11 protein-coding genes and 1 pseudogene are annotated in these 13,554 nt (G+C 35.7%); 8 read left to right on the forward strand and 4 right to left on the reverse strand.

Translation table 11 applies throughout. The features are described 5' to 3' along the window. Positions 1 to 15 precede the first annotated feature (15 nt). Entirely contained in the window at positions 16 to 1,359 is a 1,344-nt protein-coding gene (gene radA, locus ABLO99_RS01665; protein ID WP_349967970.1) for a DNA repair protein RadA, read from the forward strand. Here the strand turns inward: radA and ftsY are convergent. Beyond that, on the reverse strand, positions 1,346 to 2,257 hold the full coding sequence (gene ftsY / locus ABLO99_RS01670; protein WP_349967971.1) for a signal recognition particle-docking protein FtsY: 912 nt from the start codon (positions 2,255 to 2,257) through the stop codon (positions 1,346 to 1,348). The genes radA and ftsY overlap by 14 nt on opposite strands. Positions 2,258 to 2,449: 192 nt before the next feature. Between ftsY and iscU the strand changes: the two genes are divergently transcribed. From iscU to ABLO99_RS01690, 4 genes and pseudogenes are all read left to right on the forward strand, one after another. Further along, positions 2,450 to 2,842 (forward strand): Fe-S cluster assembly scaffold IscU, encoded by a 393-nt coding sequence (gene iscU, locus ABLO99_RS01675; protein WP_096617533.1) that lies wholly within the window; start codon positions 2,450 to 2,452, stop codon positions 2,840 to 2,842. A gap of 10 nt (positions 2,843 to 2,852) precedes the next feature. Then, entirely contained in the window at positions 2,853 to 3,257 is a 405-nt protein-coding gene (locus ABLO99_RS01680; RefSeq protein WP_349967973.1) for an iron-sulfur cluster assembly accessory protein, read from the forward strand. Then, complete coding sequence (locus ABLO99_RS01685) at positions 3,250 to 3,708, forward strand: iron-sulfur cluster co-chaperone HscB C-terminal domain-containing protein (RefSeq protein WP_349967975.1); 459 nt, start codon at positions 3,250 to 3,252, stop codon at positions 3,706 to 3,708. Before ABLO99_RS01680 ends, ABLO99_RS01685 begins: the two co-directional genes overlap by 8 nt. Continuing rightward, positions 3,686 to 5,538, forward strand: a pseudogene (locus ABLO99_RS01690) (Hsp70 family protein). The gene ABLO99_RS01685 and the pseudogene ABLO99_RS01690 overlap by 23 nt, the downstream one beginning before the upstream one ends. Positions 5,539 to 5,541: 3 nt before the next feature. Here ABLO99_RS01690 and lepB read toward each other — a convergent pair. Next, positions 5,542 to 6,288 carry a signal peptidase I gene (lepB, locus tag ABLO99_RS01695; RefSeq protein WP_047758880.1) on the reverse strand — a complete coding sequence of 249 codons (747 nt, stop codon included), beginning with the start codon at positions 6,286 to 6,288 and terminating at the stop codon, positions 5,542 to 5,544. Between the two features lie 313 nt (positions 6,289 to 6,601). Here lepB and ABLO99_RS01700 point away from each other — a divergent pair, with 313 nt between their 5' ends. Then, positions 6,602 to 6,973: a TrbC/VirB2 family protein gene (locus tag ABLO99_RS01700; RefSeq protein ID WP_349967980.1), complete on the forward strand. Its 372-nt coding sequence runs from the start codon at positions 6,602 to 6,604 to the stop codon at positions 6,971 to 6,973. Here ABLO99_RS01700 and ABLO99_RS01705 read toward each other — a convergent pair. Then, positions 6,960 to 7,958 (reverse strand): pyruvate dehydrogenase complex E1 component subunit beta, encoded by a 999-nt coding sequence (locus ABLO99_RS01705; RefSeq protein WP_349967982.1) that lies wholly within the window; start codon positions 7,956 to 7,958, stop codon positions 6,960 to 6,962. The two genes, ABLO99_RS01700 and ABLO99_RS01705, sit on opposite strands and share 14 nt — an antisense overlap. A 67-nt stretch (positions 7,959 to 8,025) precedes the next feature. Next, entirely contained in the window at positions 8,026 to 9,657 is a 1,632-nt protein-coding gene (locus ABLO99_RS01710; RefSeq protein ID WP_349967983.1) for an ankyrin repeat domain-containing protein, read from the reverse strand. 278 nt (positions 9,658 to 9,935) lie between these two features. Here ABLO99_RS01710 and uvrA point away from each other — a divergent pair, with 278 nt between their 5' ends. Next, positions 9,936 to 12,758: an excinuclease ABC subunit UvrA gene (uvrA, locus tag ABLO99_RS01715; protein WP_349967985.1), complete on the forward strand. Its 2,823-nt coding sequence runs from the start codon at positions 9,936 to 9,938 to the stop codon at positions 12,756 to 12,758. A gap of 65 nt (positions 12,759 to 12,823) precedes the next feature. Next, positions 12,824 to 13,528 carry a ComF family protein gene (locus ABLO99_RS01720; RefSeq protein ID WP_349967986.1) on the forward strand — a complete coding sequence of 235 codons (705 nt, stop codon included), beginning with the start codon at positions 12,824 to 12,826 and terminating at the stop codon, positions 13,526 to 13,528. The last annotated feature ends 26 nt before the right edge of the window (positions 13,529 to 13,554 follow it).

Raw genomic sequence — 13,554 nt, forward strand, 5'->3', positions numbered from 1 at the left:
ATAATTTTGACTTTTATGAAGACTGTATACGTATGTCAGTTCTGCGGTCATAGTACTGGAAGATGGGTAGGAAGGTGCGTTGCATGTGATAATTGGGATACGGTTGTCGAAGAAATAGTGCTAAAAACAGAAACGAGAAGTACATCTACCCCAAATCCAATAAAGGCATTATCAGATAGTGAAATTATTACTCCGGATCGTTTTTTAACAGGAATAGAAGAATTAGATAGAGTTTTTGGTGGGGGTATCGTTCAGGGAGCTAGTATTTTAATTGGTGGTGAACCTGGAATTGGAAAATCTACTCTTTTGCTTAGGATTGCAGCTAATGTTGTACAACTTTCCTCTTTTGAATGTCTTTATGTGTCTGGCGAGGAATCTTTAGAGCAAGTGAGCCTTAGAGCAAAGCGTCTTAAGATAAACGAACCTAAAATTAAGCTTTTATCTACAGTGTCTTTAACTGATGTAGTAACAACAATAAGAAAAAATAAAAGTATTAGGTTCTTAATAATTGATTCTATACAAACTATGTACGATAGCAAAGTCACATCAGCACCAGGAACTGTGACTCAAGTTCGCACCTGTGCTCATGAATTGACCGTTCTTGCAAAACAAGATGGTGTTTCTCTCTTGATAGTTGGCCATATAACGAAAGATGGACAAATAGCAGGACCTAAAACCCTGGAGCATATGGTAGATACAGTACTATATTTTGAGGGTGAAAATAGTAATCAATATCGCATTTTACGCACTATTAAAAATAGATTTGGCCCTGCAAATGAAATTGGTGTTTTTGAGATGTCTGAAGCAGGACTTGTGCCTGTTGATAATCCATCATCATTGTTTCTGATGGCCCATGACAGAGAAGTAGTTGGCAGCGCCGTATTTGCAGGAATTGAAGGTTCAAGACCAATTTTAATGGAAGTGCAAGCATTAATAGCAGGGACTAATATGGCAACTCCAAGAAGGGCAGTAGTTGGATGGGATATTAATAGATTGGCTATGATCATTGCAGTGCTAAATGCTCGTTGCAAGATGTTTTTGCATGATAAAGAAGTGTATCTAAATATCGCAGGAGGATTGAAAATACAGGAACCATCGGCTGACCTTGCTGTTGCTGCTTCCCTTATTTCAAGTGTAGTAAATTTACCGCTGCCAGCTTCTTCAATAATCTGTGGCGAAGTTGCACTTTCAGGAGAAATTAGGAATGTCTTGCATGCTGATCTCAGACTAAAAGAAGCACAAAAGTTAGGATTCAAAAAAGCAATTATGCCTAAAAATGGTAATTACTCTTCTCGTGATATTGAGATAATCAAGCTTAGTCACGTAAGGGAATTAAGAGAAGTCTTTAATTACAATTAAATAACGCTTCAGCAAACTCTTTACTAGTAAACTCCTTTAAGTCCTCTATACTTTCACCAATTCCTATAGCATGTAACTTTACCTTATAAGCTTCTGCAAGTCCAATTACTACTCCACCCTTAGCAGTGCCATCTAACTTTGTTACGATTAGCCCGGTAACATTGACCATCTTACTAAATGCCTCTAATTGGCCATAAGCATTTTGGCCGGTAGTTGCGTCAAGAACTAAAATAACATCGTGAGGGGCAGTGTCATCCAATTTCTTTATCGTTCTATATATTTTTGATAACTCCTCCATAAGGTTTACATTATTTTGCAGTCTTCCTGCTGTGTCAATTAGAACAACATCAACGTTATCTTTCATAGCTTGACTTACAGCTCTATATGCCACACTCGCAGAATCGCTACCGTACTCTCCAGTAACGATAGAACAACCAGAGCGTTCTGCCCAAATGTTTAATTGTTCACTAGCAGCAGCTCTAAATGTATCGCATGCAACAAGCATAACGGACTTTCCCATCTCCTTATATTTATATGCGAGCTTACCTATAGTTGTGGTTTTACCATTACCATTTACTCCACATACCATTATTATGTGTGGTTTTCTGTTTAAAATTAACGGTTGCACGACAGGGTTTAATATAGCTTCTATTTCGTTCATTAACTGCTGTGTGATGATATTATGCTCAACTTCCTTGTCAAATTTGATGCTTGCGAGCCTATCGATAATCAACTTAGAAGTTTTATGACCAATATCCATGCTAATTAGCAATTCTTCTAGCTCATCCAAAAGCGACTGATCTAATTTTTTTTTGCCAGAAAAAATACTTTTCACCCCGTCGCTAAAGCGAGAAGAAGTTTTTAACAAGCCTTTATAAAGATTACCAAATAAACTCAAGGGAATACTCCTTTTAAAATTATAAACTTAATTACAATATAAAGAATGACATGCACTACGTGTATTTGTAAAGTTAAATACACTCACTTTTGTGTTATTCTGTGAGTAAAATATACCGTTTGCTAGTGTATTTCACTTTAGTTTTTAACCTAAATATGTTATAATATAAGGTAGTGGTTTATAGGTAATTTTATGAGTTATAATGAAAAAATTTTAGATCATTACGAAAATCCAAGGAATGTTGGTTCTCTGGATAAAAATGATCCAAATGTTGGTACTGGCCTAGTTGGTGCACCATCGTGCGGTGATGTAATGAAATTGCAGATAAAGGTCAATGACAAAGGTGTTATTGAAGATGCAAAATTTAAAACTTTTGGTTGTGGTTCTGCCATTGCTTCAAGTTCCTTGTTAACAGAGATGATAAAAGGAAAAGCTATTGAAGATGTAACACAGATAAAGAATACTCAAATAGTGGAAGAGTTGTCTTTACCTCCAGTGAAGATACACTGTTCGGTGCTTGCTGAAGATGCTATAAAGGCTGCTATTCATGACTATCAAAGCAAACAAAGTAAAGGTGGACATTGAGAACTAAAGCATGAGTGAATATCAAGGAGTAAATGCTATAAAGAAAGATAAAAAACTTATCACTATAACTGCAAATGCAGTGGAGAGGATAAGGTATTTATTGGACCAAAAGAAGCATACTAACCTTGAGAAATCAGAAGAAGCAATAGGAATAAGAGTGCTAATTAAACAAAAAGGATGTTCTGGTTTAAAATATGATATTGAATATGCGTATGATACTCGTCCTTTAGAGTCGATAATTGAGGAAAACTGCAGTGATGACCAAAAAGTTAAAGTTTTGATCGATCCAAAATCCGTCATGTTTATTCTTGGCTCTGAAATGGATTATGTAGAAGAAAAATTTTCATCGGGTTTTGTTTTCAAAAATCCCAATGAAAAAGGAAAGTGTGGTTGTGGAGAGAGTTTTCATGTCTAGCAGCTATTTTACATTGTTTGAAATTGAACCAACTTTCAATATCAGCTTTGATGAGTTAGAGAAAAAATATATTGAGCTAAGCAAAACTGATATAAATGAAAGGCAGTCCCAAAACATGGAAAATATTAACAGAGCTTATCAGATACTAAAGTCACCGCTAAAACGTGCCGAGCATTTGCTGGATTTTTTTGATGTGAAAAGCCAAAAGGACCACTTAAATTCTGAAATATTAAGTGAATCAGTGGAAATAAGAGAGTATTTGCTGGACTGCGATGATCTACAATTTGCAAGCAGGATGATTGATGAAAAAATAAAAGGTTGCATTAAAAACCTAATTAACACTTTTGCTGTAAAGAATTTTGATGGAGCTGCTACACAAGTCTTAAGATTGAAATATTTATATAAGTCATTTGAGGAGGTGAAAAAGAATGCAACCAATTCAAATTTCTGAACCAAATTCAAGTGAAGTAGTTTTTGGTATAGATCTTGGTACTACCAATTCTTTGATTGCTATGGTAAATAAAGCTGGCAATGTGGAGATATTTAAAGATGAGCAGGGAAGAGAGCTACTGCCTTCTGTTATTTCGTATGAAAATAATACATTGAAAACTGGCTGTGACGTCGGTCAAAATGCAATCTACTCAATAAAGCGTTTAATGGGTGAAAGTGTTGAAGAATTAAATAAAGAAGGCCTCAATTTTGAAATAGATAACGAAAGTGAAAAAGTTATTAGAGTAAAATGCTCAGAGGAGAAGTATCTTACTCCTATTGAGATTTCTGCTGAAATATTAAAAGCTTTATGCAAGAGAGTAGAAAAATCTACAGGAATAAAAGTAAAAAAAGCAGTTATTACTGTACCGGCTTACTTTGACGATTCAGCACGCAACGCAACTAAATATGCAGCAAAATTAGCTGGTATAGAAATTCTTCGTCTTGTCAATGAACCAACCGCTGCAGCGCTTTCTTATTCCATTGAAAAGAACAATAACAGTGGAATATATGCAGTTTATGACCTTGGTGGAGGAACATTTGATATTTCAATATTGAAATTACATCAAGGAGTGTTTCAAGTCCTTGCGGTTGGTGGTGATACCAAACTCGGCGGTGATGATTTTGATCACCTATTAAGTTCAATTGTACTTGATAAGTATAGAGAAAAAGTAGGTTTAAACAAAGAATGCTCTAGTGTCATCCCAGTGCTCCGACACTGGGATCCAGAAAGTTTGATTACAAATGAACACACTAGAAAGTTATATAATAAGAACTGGATTCCAGTGTCAAGCACTGGAATGACAACACTTATTGAATCACGTATTGTAAAAGAATACCTGAGCGAAAACACCGTAGGCACTTTTGAATTCAATATTAACGGTGAATTATTTGAATGTGAAATTACCAGAGAAGAATTTGAACAGGCAATAAGTCCTTTAGTTAATAAGACCATCAATATAGTCACTCGTACTGTAAACGATATAGATCTTAAAATTGATGATATAAAAGGAGTAATTTTGGTTGGTGGTGCAACTAGAACACCATTGGTTCAAAATTCACTAGTCAAGCTCTTTGGAAATAAAGTACTGAATGACGTGGATCCAGATAAAGCAGTTGCCATTGGGGCAGCTCTGCAAGCTCATGATTTGACTTCGAGCTCAAAAGATAGGAATATTCTCCTTGATGTTCTACCCTTATCACTTGGTATAGAAACTATGGGAGGCATAGTTGAAAAAATCATACCAAGAAATACACCACTACCAGTTTCAGAGATAAAAGAGTTTACAACTTATGTTGATGGGCAACCAGCAATGAAAATTCACGTTTGTCAGGGAGAACGTGAAATGATAGAGGATAACAAATCTCTAGCGCAGTTTGAACTAAAAGGTATACCGCCACTGCCTGCAGGTTTAGCAAGAGTTGAAATAGAATTTACAGTCAACATTGACGGCATATTGACTGTTACTGCGAGAGAAAAAACTACTCAAATTGAGCAAACAGTTGAAATAAAGTCAAGCTCTGGCTTAAGTGAAGAAGATATTCAGGATATGGTCAGCCAGTCAGTAAACAACTTTGATGAAGACATGAAGGCTCGTTCCCTTGCAGAGGCTAAAATTAACGGTAACAAGCTCATACATCTAGTTGAAAATGTTTCCACTGACCAAAAGTTGAAAATTTTATTACAGAACGCAAAAGACGCTTTACAGGGAAATGACTTAGACAACATTAATAATGCTATCGCTGAGTTAGAAAATTTTGCTTTAGAATTTGCGAATTAGTAGACAGATAGAGTTTACACAATTTTGTGCAGTACCCTGTCAAATCTCAGAGCAATAGGTAACCTAAAATTAAATGGCAACCAATCAACTTTGCCTAATTTAAACGATAAACCAACCATGTTCACGCATCCAATTATATTTTCCGCTGGTATGAACCCAATTTCAGGAAACCTACTATCAAAAGAATTATTTCTATTGTCTCCCATAACAAAAAATTGATCATCAGGTACATAATAAACTGGAGTGTTATGTGATAGCTTATTGGATGCATTGTCTATTAAAATCTCATGTTCCTTGCCACTCGGAAGCGTTTCTATGTATCTTGGTATGCTACGCTTTGACTCATAATCAAAAAAACTTTCAATTTGCTTCCACTCTACTTTTTGATCATTTAGGTACAATTCTCCCTCTATCATTTGCACTTTATCGCCCGGTATTCCTATTACCCGCTTAACAAATCTAATGCTGTTGTTTCTTGTAGGTTTGAAAACTATTATGTCACCACGCTCTGGAGGGGTATAAAAGATTCTGCTGCTAAAGATATTGGGAGAAAATGGAAAAGAGTGTTTACTGTAACCGTATGAATATTTACTAGTAAAAATGTAATCTCCTTCAAGTAGTGTGCTTTTCATTGAACCAGAAGGGATATGGAATGGCTCAAATAAAAAACTGCGTATTGATAGCGCAATTAGTAGCAAAAAAGATAGTGAAGATAAAAACTTTCTCGTTCTTACTATCCGGTTCTCTCTCAACTTTTTCAATTTTATTTTCTTTATAAATTAGGCTTATTATAACACATAAAAGTGGTAATGTGAAGTTTTACTCATAGGTGTTATTGCTCTTTTGCGAAAGTCGAAATAAGCTTGTATCTTCAAGGAGTAAGGCATTGTCTCAAGTAATTGACAATGATTCCCAGCCAATAGATGTCATTTGCTATGCAATATTGTATAAATCACAATGTTTGTGCATCAACTACTTTTGGCTGCATCGTTTGTTATTCAATCTTTATGCTAGTTTTACTGAAAATTATACTATTTTAGATATAATTACAATATTTACACTTAAGGTATAGGGATGAACCCTACAATCAAGAGAATTTTCAATATTTTTCTTATAGTATTATTTATTTCTTTTTCTCATGTTGGGAGTGCTGCTGACACCAATGCTGATACAACTGCTCAAGTAATATGTAATATTATTGGTTACGTTTGGGGAATAGGTGGGCCACTTATGACCGTAGTGATAATAGGCGCAGCTTTACTTGCAATATTTGGTAGAATGCCATGGCCTGCTCTTTTTGCGCTCGGTGTATTTTGCGCTGTGTTTTTTGGTGCTAAAACTATTGTCATAAAAGTAATGGGTGGTATAAACTCTACAAATGCCTCTTTTATGGAAGAGTGTGGAACAGGAGATAAAAAAAGAGTTAATAGGGCTATTTCTTTCTAAAGCAGACTTGGTGCACAGCTTCAATTATATCTTCCACTTGTGGTAACGCTTTCTTTTCTAAATTTGCAGCATAAGGTAAGGGAACATCCTTGCCGGTTACGCGTACAACTGGAGCATCAAGGTAGTCAAATCCTTGTTCCATAACAACGGCTGACAGCTCTGCTCCTACTCCTGCAAATGGCCAACCCTCTTCCACGCTAACTAATCTATTAGTTTTCTTAATAGAGTTAATAACGGCTTCAGTGTCAAGTGGTCTTAAGGTTCTGAGGTCAATAACTTCCGCTTCTATGCCTTTATCAGAGAGTAAATCTGCTGCATCTAACGCATCCATTAACTTCAATGAGAAAGCAGTGATAGTTACATCCTTTCCTTCCCGTATAATAGCAGCTTTGCCTATCTCAAGTAGATAATCTTTATTTGATAGCTCAGAATCAGAAACCTCATGCTCATGCCCATAAGCTATTTCGTTTTCTAGAAATATTACTGGATTTGGATCACGAATTGCAGCTTTAAGCAGACCTCTGCAATCAGAGGCAAAATAAGGTGCTATTACCTTTAACCCTGGAACATGCGAATACCAAGATGCAAAGCACTGAGAATGTTGTGCTGCAACTCTTGCTGCAGCACCATTTGGTCCACGAAACACTATAGGGCATCCAAGTTGTCCGCCTGACATATAATTTGTTTTTGCTGCGGAATTTATGATTTGATCAATTGCCTGCATGGAAAAATTAAAAGTCATAAACTCAACAATTGGCCTAAGCCCAGCAAATGCTGCTCCAACAGCAAGGCCAGCAAATCCATGTTCGGTAATAGGTGTATCAACTACCCTATTTTCTCCGAACTCTTTCAGTAACCCTCTTGTTACTTTATAAGCACCATCATACTCTGCAACTTCTTCACCCATGATAAATACATCAGGGTCATTTTGCATTTCTTCTCTGATTGCTATGCATAACGCTTCTCTTACACTTAAGCTTGCCATTTGTAAACCTGTAGATTTCAACTGAAATAACTATATCAAAATTACCAGGAAGCGCACAAGTTAAGTTTTACAAACTATGTTGTTGAATGGCTACTTCTTTTTTCAATTCAGTTAATTCAGTAGCAGGTTTTGTTGTTGCATATGTAACGCCACCAGCTACCAACGCAGATGTCACAGAAATTGCAATCATCAATAGAACTGGTAATTGGAAAGCTATACTAAAGATGACACCTACTGCCAACATGGTTACAAGGTTTACAGAAGCAACTTTTAAGAAACACAGTTGTCCTTTTTCTGTTTTTTCTAGTGGAATTTCATCTGTTTTAGTTTTTATTTTTTCTAATTCACTATTAAGTGTTGTATTTTTACTTTTTAGATCTTGTATTTGTTGTTTTAGTGATTGATTCTCTTCACTGAGCTTATCAAGTACTTCTGACCGAGTCTCATGTTCATCTAAATCATTAGAGTGCTGACCTTTTATTTTTTCTAACTCATCCTTAAGTGTTGCGTTTTCACTTTTGAGCTCTTGTGTTTTTTGTTTTAGTGATTGATTTTCTTCACTGAGTTTACCAAGTGCTTCCAACCTAGTCTCATGTCCAGCTGCGTAACTCTTTAATTCTGCCGGCTCTTTTTCTGCCTTACCCAGTTCAATCTGTTTTAATTCCTTATCTAACCTTTCTAATTCCCGGGTTCGACTATCTCGCAACTGAATTTGAGATAGTAAACTTTCTAAAGTTTGGTTATCAACTTCATTACCTACCCCGTCATGATTTATTTCGAAGCAGGAAGAAGTATCAAATGTAGTCTCAAGTTCTAGACCGCTGTCGTCACTACTAACACCTTCACCAGTAGGAGTCTGTTTACCACTACATGTAACACTTCTTCTTTGCGGTGATTCAATTTTTTCTACCATACTCTTAACGCTAACAGGTAAGTATTGCTTATTTACTATAATGTTATTACTTTCACCAGTAATCGAATTAGAAGCAATTTGTTCACTCTGAACATTGTCATTATTCTCTTTCTTACTTTCATTCCGCATTTGTACTTCTATCGGTACTGATTTTCCTTTACCATTTCCTAATGCAGTAGTTGCATTATTACCATTCACAGCTGAGCTCGACTGAGTCATATGATCATTCTGAGATAAATGGTGGCAACTTCCCTCTTCAACCTTTATGTGAAAACCCTTTATTTTCTTCCGCGAATGATCTTTTTCTGCTTTCTCTAACATTTTTACTATAGCTTCCTTATTTTCTGTATTACCAACCACCTCCCTTGGAGTCTTATTTTTGCTTTTTAATGAAGGATTCACTCGATCATCACTTAGTAGTTGCTTTACTATGTTTTCACGCCCATAAGAAGCAGCTACATGCAAAGCAGTTGGCCCATCATTTTTAGAACTATTTTTTACTCGAGTGCTAACACTTACTTTCTTTTTCAGTAGAAGTTCCACTATCAACAGACAGTCACATGCTGTAGCAAGATGTAATAATGTCCAATCTTCTACAGTTTCTTCTGAAATTTTTATACTGAATTGATATTCTTTACTAAAATTTCTACTAAACTTGTTGTACTCTCCTACATCTTTTCCTTTTAACTCATTCTTTATTCTTTCAAGCAAATTATCCTGATCCAAACCTTCACTCTTACCTACCTTATTTATTATTTCAAAAAACTTCTCCTTCTCTATTGCCATAACCTTTCCTTCTCAAATTTATCGCTGCATAATCTCATAAAAAAGTTAAATTTATCGAAATTCTATATTTTGTATAAAATAAAATTTCTGTTTCCCAACATTGGTTTGTTGCACGAGTTACCTTAGCAGAAACAGATGTTTATATAGTTGTAGATCAGATGGTAAAATGGTTTGCACTAGTTGTGCTACCTCGTTTTCTGTAATAGTTAAAAAAATTAGTAGAAAGTTGTTGTAAGTTTATGTATTTTGAGGCTGTAATGGTCAAAGGTACATGACGTATGGATGATTTTATCAGAGTTAAAGGTGCAAGAGAACATAATCTCCAGAGTATAGATATCAATATACCGAAAAATAAGTTAGTTGTTATAACTGGACTAAGTGGTTCTGGTAAATCCAGCCTTGCATTCGACACGATTTATGCAGAAGGCCAACGCCGATACGTTGAAAGTCTATCGTCTTATGCGCGTCAATTTCTCAACATTCAAGATAAACCTGATGTTGAATTAATCACAGGCCTCTCTCCTGCAATATCAATCAACCAAAAATCAATCTCAAAAAATCCAAGATCAACTGTCGGAACCGTTACTGAAATTTACGACTATCTACGCTTGATATATGCACGAGTGGGAATGCCTTATTCACCTGTAACTGGGTTGCCAATAACGAAACAGACTGTATCTCAAATTGTAGATACTATTACAGCATTACCTTTAGAAACTAAAATATATATACTTGCTCCTATTGTACGTGGCAGAAAGGGAGAGCACTTCAAAGAAATATTGGAAATTAAAAAGCAGGGTTACGTGAGACTAAAAATAGATGGTGAAATATACAATATAGATGATTTGCCTAAACTAGATAAAAACAAGAAGCACGATATTTTCGTAGTTGCAGATAGAGTATCCATATCAGGTGATATAGGAAATCGACTACCAAGCAGTATAGAATCAGCATTGAGACTTGGCCATGGCTTAATATATGCAGAAATAGTGAACTTACCTGATAACCATAATTCCGAGTATAAAAATGGTCAAACTTTAACTTTCTCAGAGAATTTTGCATGTCCTGAGTCTGGCTTCACTCTTGAGGAAGTAGAGCCAAGATTATTTTCTTTTAACAGCCCCTACGGTGCATGCGGTTCATGTAACGGACTGGGTAAGAAATTAAGTGTTGATGCAAAACTGATAGTGCCAGATGAAACGCTCTCGATATCTGAGGGTGCTTTAAAGCCAATTGGATCAATGTCCCGTCAAGTGCATGCAAATTATGGATTGCTAAAAAATGCAATTCTATCACTGGCTGAAAATTGCAAATTTAGCCTTGATATTCCGTGGAAGAATATAGACCAAAAAGTGAAGGATTTGATACTCTTTGGCTCTAGAGAAATGAAATTTCAAGGCTTGGTCAGTATCCTAGAACGCCAGATGGATTATGATGCAGCACTTATTGAGCGGTATTGCTCTATCGCTCACTGCAAGGAATGTGCTGGCTATAGATTAAGGAAAGAAGCACTTACAGTGAAAATTGACGAAAAACATATAGGTGAAATATCAGGGCTCAGCATCGATGAGTCCCTTAAGTGGTTTGGAAATTTGTCAGACAAGCTTACAGAACAACAGAAGCAAATCTCAGATAAAATATCAAATGAAATAATCAAGAGATTGACATTTTTAAAGAATGTAGGGCTAGATTACCTTACGCTTGATCGTGAATCTAGCACTCTCTCTGGCGGTGAAAGCCAGAGGATCAGGCTTGCTTCGCAAATTGGCTCTGGTTTAACAGGGGTGCTATACATACTTGATGAGCCCTCAATTGGCCTTCATCAATGTGATAATGATCGATTAATTGCCACGCTTAAAAATTTGAGAGACATGGGTAATACTGTGATTGTTGTTGAGCATGATGAAGACACAATAATGGCTGCTGATTATGTGATTGATATTGGCCCTGGAGCTGGTGTAAACGGAGGAAAAATCATTGCAGAAGGAACACCAGATCAGGTACAAGAAAGCTTAGAAAGCATAACAGGGCAATATTTGAGCGGAAAGAAAGAAATCTTAATTCCAGAAAGAAGAAAACAAGCAACTCAGTTCATAAAGGTAGTTAACGCGTGTGAGAACAACTTAAAAAGTATAAATGTTGAATTTCCTATAAGGAATTTTATTTGTGTTACTGGAATATCAGGAGGAGGAAAATCAAGTTTAGTGATAGAAACACTATATAAATACTCAGCACACAAGATAAATCATTCATCTGTAAAGCATGGTCAATGCGACAAAATAGAAGGCCTTGAGTACATAGATAAAATTATAGAAGTTGATCAATCGCCAATTGGTAGGACCCCAGCATCAAATCCAGCAACATATGTTGGTATGTTTACTCACATCAGAAATTGGTTTGCAGGTCTTCCAGAATCGAAAGCTAGGGGATATAATGTAGGCCGATTTTCATTTAATACCAAGGGAGGAAGATGTGAAGCTTGTAAAGGTGATGGGCATTTAAGGATCGAGATGCATTTCCTACCGGATGTTTATGTGAAATGTGAACAGTGTAAAGGACAGAGATATAACCGGGAAACATTGGAAGTTACTTACAAGGGAAAATCAATCTCTGATGTGCTTGATATGACAATAGATCAAGCATGTGACTTTTTTGAAAATCTTCCAATGATAAAGGAAAAGTTGATTTCTTTACAGGAAGTGGGGCTTGGCTATATAACGCTTGGACAGTCGTCAACAACTTTATCTGGGGGTGAAGCACAACGAATAAAGCTGTCTAAGGAACTATCAAAGCGATTTACCGGAAGAACATTGTATATTCTTGATGAGCCAACAACTGGATTACATTTTGAAGATGTAAATAACTTACTGAAAATACTCCATAGGTTAGTTGATTTAGGAAACACTGTTATAGTTATTGAGCACAATTTACATGTTATAAAAACTGCTGATTACATAATAGATATTGGTCCAGAGGGTGGAGTGAAGGGTGGAAAGGTGGTTGCTGTAGGAACTCCAGAAAAAGTTGCACAGACTCCAGAAAGCGTTACAGGCAAGTATCTTAAAACGTATTTATTAGATCAAGTATCAACTATTTCTTAATCACTGGTTACAATTTGTAGAGGAGTATTTTAAAAGGTATAAATTACACCTAACATATTTAATTCATGAATCTTCTATTACTAAAAAAAGCTACAGATCTCATATTTCCAAACGTATGCGTAAGTTGTGAATGTATAATTGATAAAAGTTATGATTTATGCAGTGAATGCAATAAAAAAATCAATTTTTTAACTAAGCATTACTGTAATGTTTGTGGTGCAGTAATCTCAGATAATCTTTATACATGTGGCAAATGCATCAGCAATCCTCCACCGTTTAAAGTGTTAAGATCAGTTTTCACCTACGATGAACATAGCAAAAATATGATTATAAATTTTAAATTTTTTGATAACTTAAATTATGTGAAAGTCTACGCAAAGTGGATGTATCAAACTAACAAAGACATGTTTCAAAATGCAGAGGTCATAATCCCCATACCGCTACACAAAATACGCTTATTTAAACGTAAATATAATCAAGCAGCATTGCTCGCGAAGGAATTAAGTAAACTATCCAATTTATCCTATATACCATTTGCAATAAAACGTATTCGTCACACCGTACCTCAAGCTGGTCTTTCACTTAAGCAGCGTGAAAAAAATTTGAAAAAGGCTTTTAAAATAAGCAACAGCGAAATTATCAAAAACAAAATAGTGATATTGGTTGATGATGTAGTAACAACTGGAGCAACCGTAAGGTCTTGCTCTCAGGAAATTTTAAACTTTGGTGCAAGAGAAGTGAGAGTGCTATCGCTTGCAAGAACTGTATGAAAATCAGCTTTTTATAGTGTATACTA

It is taken from the genome of Wolbachia endosymbiont of Armadillidium arcangelii, from assembly GCF_040207875.1.
Lineage (GTDB): Bacteria > Pseudomonadota > Alphaproteobacteria > Rickettsiales > Anaplasmataceae > Wolbachia.